General features: G+C 28.6%; 7 protein-coding genes (1 of these 7 running past the window's edge). All 7 read right to left on the bottom strand.

Features of this window, described 5'->3' with window-relative positions:
- Positions 1–6: 6 nt before the first annotated feature.
- On the bottom strand, positions 7–762 hold the full coding sequence (locus tag ACKU4C_RS05625) for a hypothetical protein (protein WP_321315174.1): 756 nt from the start codon (positions 760–762) through the stop codon (positions 7–9).
- 8 nt (positions 763–770) lie between these two features.
- Positions 771–1,910 carry a hypothetical protein gene (locus ACKU4C_RS05620; protein WP_321315173.1) on the bottom strand — a complete coding sequence of 380 codons (1,140 nt, stop codon included), beginning with the start codon at positions 1,908–1,910 and terminating at the stop codon, positions 771–773.
- A 9-nt stretch (positions 1,911–1,919) separates the two neighbouring features.
- The gene (locus ACKU4C_RS05615) at positions 1,920–2,873 is read right to left on the bottom strand and encodes a hypothetical protein (RefSeq protein WP_321315172.1); all 954 of its coding nucleotides are present in this window, start codon (positions 2,871–2,873) and stop codon (positions 1,920–1,922) included.
- Between the two features lie 107 nt (positions 2,874–2,980).
- The gene (locus ACKU4C_RS05610) at positions 2,981–4,258 is read right to left on the bottom strand and encodes an HlyD family type I secretion periplasmic adaptor subunit (protein ID WP_321315171.1); all 1,278 of its coding nucleotides are present in this window, start codon (positions 4,256–4,258) and stop codon (positions 2,981–2,983) included.
- Positions 4,259–4,260: 2 nt separating this feature from the next.
- Positions 4,261–6,363, bottom strand: a complete 2,103-nt coding sequence (locus ACKU4C_RS05605) for a type I secretion system permease/ATPase (RefSeq protein ID WP_321315170.1) — start codon at positions 6,361–6,363, stop codon at positions 4,261–4,263.
- Between the two features lie 4 nt (positions 6,364–6,367).
- Positions 6,368–8,797 (bottom strand): tetratricopeptide repeat protein, encoded by a 2,430-nt coding sequence (locus tag ACKU4C_RS05600; RefSeq protein WP_321315169.1) that lies wholly within the window; start codon positions 8,795–8,797, stop codon positions 6,368–6,370.
- A 17-nt stretch (positions 8,798–8,814) separates the two neighbouring features.
- Positions 8,815–14,234, bottom strand: partial view of a hypothetical protein gene (locus tag ACKU4C_RS05595; protein WP_321315167.1) — the end only. Its footprint extends 25,663 nt past the window's final position; only the last 5,420 of its 31,083 coding nucleotides appear in the window; the start codon falls outside the window, past its right edge; its stop codon occupies positions 8,815–8,817.

Here is a 14,234-nt window from a genome sequence, read left to right as displayed (position 1 = left end):
TGTTCACTATTTTTTTATCCTAATCACCAAATATCCATTCTGTTTATTTATCTTTTCTTTAACTTCAGTACTAGATAATAAATCAATTCTTACATCTTTTTTTTCATATCCTAATTTTCTAATTAAGTTTCTAGTTCCTATTGATCTAGCTAATGAGATTTGTTTTGCAATTGTAGCACTAGCCCTTCCTTGAACATCTGCTGCATTAATTAAAACTTGATGTTTTCCATATTTTTCTTTTACTTCAGCAAGAAAAACTTTTAATTGTTTTGTAATAGCATTATCAAAGAATATTTCATCACCTTTAAAAGTAATTATAAAATAATCATCAACATTTAAAATCTGTTGCTTTGTATCATTATCATCATCTTTTCTATCTTTTACATCAATACCACCAGCTTCAATTTCTGACTCTTCTTTCTCTTTTGCTTTTACAGTTCTTTCTTCAATAGTTTTTCTAAGCCTAATAATTTCATTTTGCATCTGTGCAATAGATTGAGACTGATTTTGTGTTTGAACTTGTGCTTGTGTAGGAACTTGTTCTTGATACATTTTAGTTGTTCCTTCACTAGGATTATCATTTACTATTAAATCATCAGTTGCAATTGAACCAGTATATGATACTTTATATTTAAATTGAGCATAGTAACCAAGGTTAACTAATACTACTAATAAAAATAGTAACATTACTAAAATAACTGATGAAAAAATATCCACGAATGAAGGCCAAGGATTAAATTCATCTTCACATCTATTTGCCATACATTAACCTATTTTTTTGACTCTAATTTATCTAGCTTTTTACTTAAAGTTGAAACTAACTCTAATAATAACTTATTATTTTCTTCTTGTAATGTTAAACTTTTTTTAATACTTCTGTGTTCTGATAAAATTACATTTGATATCTCTTCCAAAGACTCTTGCATCATTGAAGCATTAGAGAATTGATTAACATTAGATTCTCTTAATGTAGAAACAATGTTTTCTAATAATACTGCTTCTTTTTCATTAACTTGATTAGAATTAGAAAGAGTATCTGTAATTTGTTTATAGATTTGTTCTGAAGACCTGTTTGAATGTTCAAGCTTATCTGTAAAATCTCCCATTGTATCAATAAATACATCTAAGAAACCTTGCATATTTCCCCCTCCACCTTGAGACGAGGCAGCTAATATTCCAAGTTGTTCTCTTGCTTCTTCCATAGTATCTGAACTTTGAGAATCGATAATTTTACCTTTCATCCAATCCTCAACATCTTGTAAAAATCCAGCTTGATTTCTTGTTAAAATATATTGCATTACATTTAAAATTACAGCTGAAGCAACACCAAATAAAGAAGAAGCAAAACCTACAGCCATACCACCTAAAGGACCAGAGAAATTAGTCATAATTTCACCAATATCAATATCATCTCCACCAAAAGATAAAATAATTGCTCCCATTTCATCAATTGCAACTAGTAATCCTGTAAAAGTACCAAAAAGACCCAACATAAGTGAAGTACCAACGAAAAAGTTAGTATAACCTTTTTGATTAAAAAATTGTTCATTTAGCCATTCACTAACATCTTTTGCTTCATCTTGTGTAAAATAAAGAACACCTTTTTTTGCTCTTTTATTAAACATATGTGCAATAGTTGCAGGAAAGATACCAGTGATTCCTTGTAGATAAAACTCTAAAGCTTTTCCTTTTTTATATGCTAAAATACCAAAAGTACCAGAAAGCATTGTAAGTTTTATAGCTGCTTGATATAAAATCAAAAGTCCAATTGAAAATATTGTTAAAATAGCAACATTAAAAGTTAATGTTGCCATAAAGAATGTTTTAATTAGATTTAGATTTGAAAAAACTAAAAATAGTATAAATAATAGAAAAATAAAATATATTTTTAATATTTTGATACGTCTCATTTAAAAACCTTAAAACATAAATAGAAGAATTGAGATAACCAAACCTAAAGCAACTGTGGTGACGGTTTTTGTCATATTATCAACTATATTAACAAATGCACCACTACCCTCAACAGGTTCACCAATTACTACTAATCCAATAACATTTCCTTCTATATCTGCTACTCTTTGAACTGCCCTAAAATATGTATCACCTACAGAGTAACCATCTTCAAGCATTTGTTTGTAACTGTCTTTTCCAGCTTCAATTATTTTTGCAAAGAATTGACCGTCATATTTTTCTTCTTCTACATATAAAGTATCAATAACCTCTCTATATTTACCATCTCTAGCGTTTATTGAAAGTCTATTTAACATTCTTTCTTCTATCATAAAAAGAAATATTAAATCATCTTTCATATATTCAGCTTTATAATCATGCATCTCTTCTTTTAATTCCAAAATTCCTATTAAATTATCATTTGAAATTATAGGTTCAATATAAGTATAATAAATACCATCTGATAAAACTTCAATTCCAAAAATCTTATTTTTAGTGTTTATTACAGAGTTAATAGTACTTCTGTATTGATTAACCTGATTGAAAACTGGATAGAAACTCATTTGTAAACTGCTAAAACCATTTTCTTTATAACTATTATTAAAACTTGTTACTACACTTCCTACATTTTGTAAATCATTGTTTTCGATACTAGAAATGAAGTTTTGATTTGATTTCATTGTTAAAATAATTTTTTTAAGAGTTTGTTCTTTTTTTACAACTCTATTTTTATAATTTTTTACATAAGTTGAAGACATATTTATATATACATCTTTTGATACGCTCTCAGTCATATGAGTTAAAAGATATAAAGACAAGAAGATACCTGAAACAGATAGAAATGCTAAAATTGTAAACCATAAACCTTTTTTAGATTTTAAGTCAGAAATAAATTTTTGAAGAAACTTGAAGAAGCTAAACATTAATTAACCCTTAAAATAATATATTAAGTGTATATATTATTTAAATTTCCCTTTTATTAAGATGAAAATTTGGTTTAATTATGTAAAAAATAATAACTTATTATCTTTTATTTCTCTCCTAAAGCATTATTACTGATATCTTTTAGTGGTTTAATAATATATTGAAGTATTGTTTTCTTACCAGTTAATATATTTACATTAGCAATCATACCTGGTAAAATTGGTAATTCAGGTGCAAACTGATTACTATCTACTTTAACTTTTACTAAATAATAAATATTACCATTTCTATCTTCAAAAGAATCAGGAGAAATAGAGATTAATTTACCATCTAATAAACCATATTTAGAAAAATCATACGCCGTGATTTCTACTGAAACTTTTTGACCAGCCCAAATTTGTGCTCTACTGCTAGTAGCCACTCTAGCCTCTATTGTTAAAGAATCATCTAGTGGTGTTATTTCAGCAACTTTATCACCAGATTTCACTATACCACCTATGGTGTGAAAATATAGTTTATTAATAATACCATTTACAGGAGAAGCTATATGTTTTCTAAGCTCTCTATCTGTATTTGCTTTATTTTTCTCTATAAGTTTATTTATCTCTGCTTTTAAACTTGAGTACTTTTCTAAATATTTAGTTTTAATCTCTGATTTAACACTTTGAATCTTCTTTTGAGCCTCTTGTATCTCTTCTTTTATGATAGGTATGCTATTTCTTGTTTCTGAGAGTTTTGTTACTATATTTTGTTTCTTAGAAAGTTCCCCAATATACTCTTTTTTTGATACAACTTTTTTCTTATATAAAGATTCCAAAATTTGCATATTTGTTTGAGCTAGATTAAGTTCTAAACTCAAATTCTCAAATTTGGTTTCTGCTTCTTTTAATTTATATTCTTTTTGTTTTAGTTGGTCTTTTGTTATATTTATTTTTGTTTTTTTGTTTTTTAAATCTTCAAAGAATATTTTTTTCTCATTTTCAATTATATCTGGTATTTTTTCTTTTAATTCATCAGGAAAACTAATCTCTTCTTTTTCATCAATTGAGGCTTCTAATCTTATAGCAGAAGCTTTAAATGCTAATAAATCAATCTCTTTTGATTTTAAATCTGCTTTAAAAAACTCATTTGAAAGAGTATAAATTATTTGACCTTTTTTAACAGTATCACCCTCTTTTACTCTTATATCAGATACGATTCCACCCTCTAAATTTTGTAAAATTTTTGTTTGACCTGAAGGAACAACTTTACCACTTCCTCTTACTACTTCATCAACTTCACTAAATGTAGCCCATGAAATAAATGCAATAAAAAATAGCATAATAGGTATAACTGAAACATAATAGTTCCATTTCTTTTCTTCAAATAATAATTTATTGCTCATACCTATTTCCCTCGTTGTTGTAACGCTGCTAAAACTTTATCTTTTGGACCATCAGCTACAATTTTACCATTATTTAAAACTATTACTCTATCAACAAGTTCTAGTGCGGCAAACCTATGTGTAATAACTAATAATGTTTTATCTTTTAAAATCTCTTTTATATGAGTTATCAATGTTTTTTCTAATCCTACATCAAGTCCTGTTGTTGGTTCATCCAAAATTATAGTTGAAGGGTCTTTTAAAATTGCACGTGCTAAAGCAACTAGATGTCTTTGTCCAACTGAAAGATTACTTCCCCTTTCTCCAACTTGAAGCCCATCGCCTTGTCCAGATTTTTTTACTAAATCATCTAATCCTGTTAATTTTATAATACTCATCATTTTTTCTTTACTAATAGGACTTGATAATTCTATATTCTCTTTTAAAGTTCCAGAAAATAAAAAAGGTTCTTGGGGCATTACTCCAATATTTTGTCTAATCTCAACTGGATGAATAGTTGAGATTTCATGTCCATCCAAAAATATACTACCTTTACTTGGTGAATCCAAGCCCGTTAATAATCTTAAAAATGTAGTTTTCCCAGCACCTGTTTGTCCAATAATACCAACTTTTTCACCAGGTTCTATTTTTAATGAACAATCATCTAAAGATGGATATTTACTGTTTTTGTAGAAAAAACTTACTTTAGAAAACTCAATTTCACCTTTAAATTTTCCAGCACCAATCTCAACATTTTTATCATTTTCAAGTGGTAAATGCCAAAACTCATTTATATTGTTTAAAGACTCTTTTATCTCCTTAAATCTTATTACCATCATAGATGTTTGGATTACTGGAACCATAGCACGACTAGAAAGAATCGTAACAGCAATTAAACCACCAACAGTTAAGTTTTTTGAAGAGATTTCAAATACACCTACAATAATAACAGCCATAGTTACAAACTGTACAACAGTTTGAGAAAGGTTCATTGAAAATACATTTAAAGATTGAATTTTTCTACCAATACTATCAGTAGAAGCAACCATATTACGCCAATTAAACAATTTACTTGAAGTTGCATTTGAAAGTTTTATTATCTCACTTCCTTGAATTGTTTCTACTAAATAACTATTTTTTGATTGCAAATTTTCAACATTTTTCTTACTTAAATTAGAGATTGGAATTTGCATAATAACATTAAATATAATAATCAAAATAGCTACTGAAAGAGGAACCATAGCAACGGCTGGAGATATTAAAAATATTACAAAAATTGCAATAAAGAAGAAAGGTAAATCTATTACTTGAAGGATTGATTTAGTTGCAAAAAAATCTTTTATTTGATTTAATTCTCTAAAAAGATTTGCTTTTGAACCAACTAGCATATTATCAAACTCTGATTTTATGCAAAGCATTCTTTTCATCAATTCTTCTTCTAAATATAAACCAAGTTTTTTTGCAACATTTTCTATAATATGATTTCTTACACTTTTAAAATAAACATCAAATATTAATATTATAATAACTCCTGAGGCTAATACAAAAAGTGTTTCGGTTGCATTATTTGGAACAACTCTATCATATACACTCATTGTAAATAAAGGAACAGCCAATGCAAATATATTAATAAAAAATGTTAAAAATCCTATTTCCACATATGAACGCCAAAATGTTTTTACAGGTGCCCAAAACCAATCTTTTGTTCTTTCTACTTCTAATAATTCTTCTTTTTTTGAATCTCTGAATATTAAAATTGCTTTTTTAAAATGTTTTAAAAAGCTTATATTCTCTTTTATTGTTTTATCATTTATTGGATCATATAAAGATACTGTTTTATCTTTTTTCAATAAAACATAAGGTTTGTTTTCTTTATCAAATATTATACAAGGGAAAAAGTGAGAAGGGATATCAACACCATCAATATCCTTTTCAACTGCACTTAAACCTACTTCATTTGCAACATCAATTACCATCTCTGTAGTAAAACCATTGTGGGATATGGCTGAGAGATTTAAGATAGTATCAATAGAAATATCACCAAAATAAAAATCTAAGATATATTTTAAGGTATATAAAAGTGGATATTCCTCTTTATATACCTCTTTTTCTAAAACTTCGTCCAAGTAGTTACCTATCTATTTTAATTTTAAAATTAGAAAATAGTTTATCATAAATAGACTGAAATACGCTATCCCAGACTCTTGCAGTTTTTTGTCTAAAAAGTTTCGCACTTTTATACCAAGGAGTTGTATCTCCTTTATTTGACCATCTCCAATCTGGAATTTTTTGAAGAGGAATCCAAACTGGAACATCTAAAGCTCCTGCTAGATGGGCTACTGAAGTATCTGAAGAGATAACTAAGTCAAGCTCTTTCATAAGACTTGCTGTTTTCGAAAAATCTGTTAATTTATCAGTTAAATCAATAATTTTATCTTCAAGATTATACTTTTTAATATCTTCATTTTCAGGTCCAACTTGTAAAGAATAAAGGTTTATTTTTGGATTATTAGCTAAAGGTATAAAATATTCTAAACTAAATACTTTCCCATCATAACTCTCACCTGTAACAGATGCACTCCAACATATACCTATGTTTAATTTCCCTTTTTCCTCTTTTACTTCCAACTCTTTATCTTTTGTGGCAAATAGATATGGAAACTCTTTAGGTAAATCTTTTGATGATTTTAATTCTAAAATTTTTGCTAAACTCATTATTGGAAGATGATAATCAAACTCAGGCGTATCTTCACTTCTATCAACTAATATATCAATCTCTTCAATAGCTTTAAATAACTCTTTTAATTCATCTCTACATTTAACTGCAATTTTACAAGAAAATTTCTCTTTAAAAGGTTTTAAAAATCTTATAAACTGTATAGAATCACCAAAACCTTGCTCTGAATGTAAAAGTATAGTTTTATCTTTTATCTTTTCTTTTCCAGTAAACATAGGTTTTGAAAAGATATCTTTATTATTTGCAATATGGGATAACATCTCATCTTTTCTAAATCTCCACTCATACTCAGCAAAACCATTTTTATAATCCCCTTTTGCCAAATACATTGTTGCTAAATCAAAATGAGCATTTACAAAGTCTGGTTTTAATTCAATTGCTTTTTTATATGAATCAATCGCTTTTTTTGTTTGACCTAAATGTTTATATGAATTACCAACATTACTATAAGCATTTTCCCCTTTTGGTTCTAATTCAATAGATTTTTCATGTAGTTTTGCTGCTTTTTTGTAATCATATATTTTATTATATACATTACCAAGATTTGTATAAGCTCCACCATTTTCAGGATTTTTTTCAATTGCTATATTAAGAGATTCTATAGCTTCATCATACATTTTAAGTTTATTATAACAAGCTCCAATATTGCTATATAATTCATAATATTTTGGATTTACTTTTAAAGCTATTTTAAATATTTCAATAGCTTCTTTATATTTTTCTTGTTTATATAAAACTACACCAATATTATTTATAGCTTTATCATAATTTGGATTGATTCTTACTGCTTCTTTATAACTTTTAATAGCATCATTATATCTTCTTGACTTTTCATAAACCATACCGATATTGTTATATATTTGAAAATCTTTTGGATTTATCTTAAGTGCATCACCATATACTTTTAATGCTGCTTCTAAATTTCCTGTATCTTTTAACAAGTTACCAAGATTATTATATGTTAAACCATATCTTGGGTTCGAATTTATAGCTTTAATATAACTATCAAATGCCTCTTTATTTTTTCCAAGTTTTCTTAAAATAAAACCTAAATTACAATATGCTTCTGCATTTTTAGAATCCTCATTTAATATTTTCTCATAAAGTTTTTTTGCCTTTTCTAAATCATTTTGACTATAAGCTTTATGAGCTTCTTGAAATAAAGAGATCAATTTATATTTACTATTTTTTAATAAACTTATAAAAGTATTGTTAGATATTTTTTCACTTGATATTTCAATAGGTAACTTTGAAATACTTTTTTCTTCAAATTCTTTTATTAAAAGAGAATGTATATTTACCTTATTATCTATCCATCCTTTATTTGTAGGAACTGCACTTTTAAGATTGTTTAAAATATAGATTAATGCATCATCTTTTAAAGATTTTTTTATTAATTTTATATCCTCTTGTGGTTTAATACAATGCTGTAATACCCAAATAGAATACGCAAAATCAAACTTTTTACCCTCTTCTATTTTATTTTTGAATTCTTCTAAAGATATGGCTTCAAAGTTTGAACTATTTACATATTCTGTAGCCAATTTTCGCATAGATTCTGAAATATCAACTCCAATAATTTTACAAGAAGTTTTTTCAATTAGTTCTTTTGCTATTCTTCCTATTCCACACCCATAATCTAGTATTGTCTTATTTTCATCCAAGTCTAACTTACTAATTATATCATCCACTACAAAGCTAGTTTCTTTATCCCATCTCTCTTCTGATGAAACATTTCCCTCCTTTGTTAATATAATTTTTTTTGCATCTTCTAAATCATTTTTTTCAAAAATTTGTGGGGTATAAACCATTTTATTATCCATTTACTTTCCTAATTTTTCTAAACTAAAACTATATCTAAATCAACATTACCTAAATCATATGTTCCACTTGAAATAACATTTCCACTATCACCAGTTGCAGTATTTCCATCATTATCACTATCATATGTGATACCATTTACATCGGTGAATTTAATATGTTCTGCATCACTAGCATTTAATTTAAGAGTGAAGTTTGATCCTGAACCATTCCAAGCATCTAAAAGTGAATCAGAAAGAGTAAACTCAAACTCATCACTAGTAGTTCCAAAATCTAATCCTGTTAAATCAAGACTAGAGATATTTTCAAATGTAGAGTTGTCTCCAAACTGCTCTTCTGCACCTAATAATACTGAGGCATCTGTTATAGAAACAGAGTTTGTTCCACTTCCACCATCAATATCAAATTGTAATGAATCATCATCGAAAGATAAGTTTGTAAAATCTAATACAAAATCATCATTACCACCTAATCCATTTACATCTGAAGCTATTCCTGAGCCAACTGCTTCTTCTCCTAAAGTTACACTATCATCACTTGAACTTAAATTCAAGGTATCAAAATTGCTTATGTTTGTAAAATCAACATCTGTCATATTACCATTTGAAGTGATATTCAAGGTATTTATACCTGTTCCACCATCTATAGTATCTGCAAGGCTTAAATTATTTCCATCTACATTAAGTGTATCATCACCACTTCCCATATCAATTGAATCATAATTGAAACTATCAAGGGTAAAACTATCTACATTTGTACTATCTGTTAAGGATATATTATCTCCACTATCAAAACCTATACTTCTACTATCTAAATAATTCTTTTGGCTAATATCAATAGTTATTGCATCTGTTGCATTAATACCATCAACATTTGAATTAATAGTTGTAAAATCTGTTGAAGTGTTTAAGTTTGTACTACTATCAACTATTGTTACAGTGTCACCTGATGTAAATTCTAAATTTCCTGATGCTTGTTCAAATGTGATATTAAGTGTGTTATCACTAGCATCAAGTGTATCAACTCCAACTGCTTCTAAATTTGCAAAATCATAGGCAGATATTTGTGCTCCTGTTGCATTTAAAGTGACACTATCTCCACTATCAAAAGTGATATTGTTTGAGATCAACTCATCAACTTGTGTTTTAGAGATTGTAACATTGTTATCAGATACATTTATATTATCAACATATGAACTAAATGTTGTAAAATCAGCATTACTGATATTTGTACCACTATCACTTATTGTTACAGTATCTCCTGCTACAAACTCAGTTCCTGCTGTATCTAAAGCTGAAGCTTGAGAAACACTTAGTGTTGCTATATTATCATTTGCATCAAGATAATCAATATTTGTACCATAGTTTCCAATATTTGAAACTAATGCTGCTCCATTTGAACCAGTTATTGTAACTGTATCTGCAAGGGTAAAGTCTATACCAGCTGTTGCTTGTGATAATGAGATATTTAAACTGTTTCCACCTGCATTTACACTATCAACTCCAACTGTAGCTAAATCACTAAAATCTGCATTTTGAATATTTGTTGAATTATCTACAACATTTACTGTGCCATCTACAAAAGTCAATCCAGCTGTTGCTTGTGCAACTGTTACATTAATTGTATCAGTTCCACTTACATCAACTTGAGATACTCCATTTGTTTGTAGTGTAGAGAAATCAGCAGCAGAGATATTTACTTGAGAATCTACTACTGTAATAGTATCACTTCCATCAAAACCAATTCCTGAATTAGCTTCTGAAACAGTAACATCTAAAGCATTATCTGTTGCATTCACACTATCGATTCCATTTGCCACATATGTAGAGATATTCCCTTCAATATTTGTTGAAGTATCTTGAACTGTTAAAGTAAATCCATTTTTAGAGATATTTGCTCCAAATTGTGTTGCTTGTGCAGCTGAGATAATAGTATTCCCACTTAATACTAAACTTGTAGCATCACTTAAATTGTTTGAACTTATATCTCCTGTAACATCTGTAAGTGTAATCTCATCGTCAGCTCCCCTTGTAATATTTGCACTTCCTAAAGTTGTATATTGACTTAAACTCATAGTTGCTTCAATAGATGTACTATTATCGTTATTGTTTACATCTAAACTATTTACATCTGTTAAACTCCATGAAGAGATATCATTAGTTGCTTGGATATCTAAAGTTTCTACATTTGAAAGGGTTCCAATTGATACTGTATTTGTAACATTTAAGGTATCACTATTGTTTCCACCATCAATAAGTGTAGCGTTTTGAGAAAGGTTAATTGTATCATTTCCTGCTCCTGCATCTACGCTATCACTTCCACCAGAAGTTATATTTATGGTTTCATCAGAACTTGTTGCTGTTATTGTGTCTGTTCCTGCTGAATCATTGATTGTTAGGCTTCCAGTTAAATTATTTGTAAGAGAAGATAAATCTGTTGTACCATTTGCATTTACTACTAAATTTCCACTACCTTGTAGTGTTTGACCTGTAAGTTGTGTTCCATTTACAGTCATCTCTCCTGAACTTATTGTTAAGGTATCTACATTTGTTAAATTACCAGTATAAGTTGCAGTTCCTGACCAATCTGCATTTATTGTATTAACAGTTAAGTTAGTGAAATCCATATTTGTTACAGCATCTAAATTATTAACATTTAATATTCCTGTTCCACTTATAGTACTTCCAACTAGTTTTGAAGCGTCAGCAACTAATGTAGAACTAACTACAATAGAAGAAGCTGAGTTTATTGTTCCACTTGTAACTGTCATAGTTCCAGAATCAACTGTTAAGTTTGCATTACCAATATTACCTGTAAATGAGGCATCTCCACTCCATGAAGCATTTACTGTTCCCCCTATTGAAGATAAGTCTAAACTTGGATTTGCCTCTAAGTTTGTGATATTTAATGTTCCACTATTATTTACTGTTACCCCATCTAAACTAGCAGCATCAATTGTTAAAGTTTTTCCAGCTGCAACGTTAACAGTTGTTATACTAGCATCTAAAGAGCCCTCTAAGTTTGTATTTCCATTGACATTTAAAGTTTCAATACTTGTAATATTTACTCCACTAAAATCTAGATTATCAGTATTTATTGTTAAGGCATCTGTACCACTTCCACCATCTATATTATCAAGTGATGCAGTTGAGTTAACAATAAAATTATCATCTCCACCTCTACCATTGTAGTTTGTAAATCCTGCATTAGCAATTTGTGTAGTACCTACTGTTATAGTATCATCTCCACCATCACTTAAATTTAATGTTTCAAAACCACTAAGGTTTGTAAAATCTGCATCATTATAAGTTAAAGTACCATTTGTATCTGAAATATTTAAACTATCTGTTCCATTTCCAGCATTAATAGTATCACTACTACTTAGATTTACAGATGAAATATTTACATTATCATTACCATTGTCTAATATAAAGTTTACACCATCAAGTGTATTATCACTTAGATTTAAAGTATCATTTCCAGTATAGAAATCAACTGTATCAAGACCTGAGATATTTGCAAAATCTGCACTATCAATAGTCCCACTATTTGCAAAACTAATTGTATCAGTTCCACCTCCAACAATTGTATCTGAAGTAGTCAATGTATTTATATCGTTATAAATAACTGTATTATTCCCAGCTCCTAGATTTAATGAAACTCCATCAAGATAAGAATCACTTCCACTTAAAGTGATTTGATCATCACCATCTGAGAAGTTAACATCAGAGATATTAGTTACACCTGAGAAGTCTCCACTTGTAATTTGTCCTGAAGTTGTTAAAGTGATATTATTTGTACCACCATTTCCATTTACTACATCATCACTACTTAAATCATTTATTGCATAATTAAAAGTATCATCACCACTTCCACCTAAGATATTAAAATCTTTTGTTCCAACTGTTATATCATTTCCGCCGTCAGCTAAAACTATATTTTCAACATCTACATTTGCTAATTGAGTAGCATTGATTGTACCATTATCTAAGAACTCTAAAGTATCAATTCCACCATTTCCATTTACTATATCAGCATTTGATAACTGGGCAATTGTAAATTTGAAGGTATCAGCTCCACTTCCACCTTCAAGTGTAGTGTTTAGTGTGCCTACAGTTACACTATTTGTTCCATTTGCTAAGTTTACAGTTTCAATTGAGCTTACAGTTGTTAAGTCTACATTCCCAGCACTTGTGATATTTAAAGTATCATTTCCATCACTTCCATCAATAGAATCTGAACTATCAAGGTTTGTATTAGAGATATTTACAATATCATCTCCTGCTCCAAGGTTAACAGTATCATTACCAGTAGTTAAATTTACAATATCTACTTTATCACTCATTGTAATATTGTTATCACCTGTTCCATCGTTTAAAGTTACAGTTCCAGTGAAATTATCATTGTCAATTGAACTTAAATCAACATTTTCAGTAGCTGTTGCGCTATTTAAGTTTATTGCACCTGCACCAGCAATTATCATAACACCAGTTAATTGAGTATTAAGAAGTGTTAAAGTTTGAGATGCTGCAACATCATATCTATTAATTACTCCTAAGTTTTGAGAAGTTAAATTGATACTTGAATCAACATTTAATGTAATATCCCCATTTCCAGTATTTGTTAAATTATCAAAATCATGATCACTTGCTGTTGTAGTTGCATTAATAATAATATCACCATTTCCAACTGCATCTAAAGTTTCTCCATCTATTTGAGTTGATTCAATAGTTAATGTAACTCCACTATTAACATCAAATTCATCAAAGATATTACCACTTGTTCCTTCAATATTTTTTGTACTAAGATCAATATCACTTGTAACATTTAATGTGATTGTTCCTGTTCCATCTTCATTATAAACACTAATATTGTCAAAATTATGGTCATCTAAATTTGAAGTTGTTTCAACTATTATTTGACCATTTCCTTGTGTATGTAGTTTTAGGTTTTCATTATTTAATGCTGTTGCACTAACTGTTATAACTTGGTTGTTTTGAGCTAATATCTCTTCAAAGTTTATCAATTCAACAGATGATAAATCCATACTAGTTGTTACACTTAGGGTATCTGTTCCATCTCCTGCATCTAAAGTATCAATATTATTAATACCACTTAATACATAGGAATCAGCTCCTTCACCAGTAATTAAATGTTCTACATTTGATAAAGTATCTTCATTTGTACCATCATTTACAGTTATTGAACTACTATTATTTACTGTAACAGTAACATTTGTTGTCATCCCTGAATAATCTACTTTGTCAATTCCACCAGAAGCATTAAAAGTGATATTATCTACTGCTGTTGTATTAAAGGTATCTGCATAACTTGATCCAATAAAGTTTTCAAAACTTTCAAAATTATCACTTCCAACTCCATCACCGGAAGTGGTACCATTGTTATTTGTAACATTGAAAGTAACACTTCCTGTTGCAG

Origin of the sequence: Halarcobacter sp. (assembly GCF_963676935.1) — a bacterium.
Classification (GTDB): Bacteria; Campylobacterota; Campylobacteria; order Campylobacterales; family Arcobacteraceae; genus Halarcobacter.
Note: the sequence above shows the minus strand (reverse complement) of the source record. Positions and strands in the feature narration are given on the sequence as shown.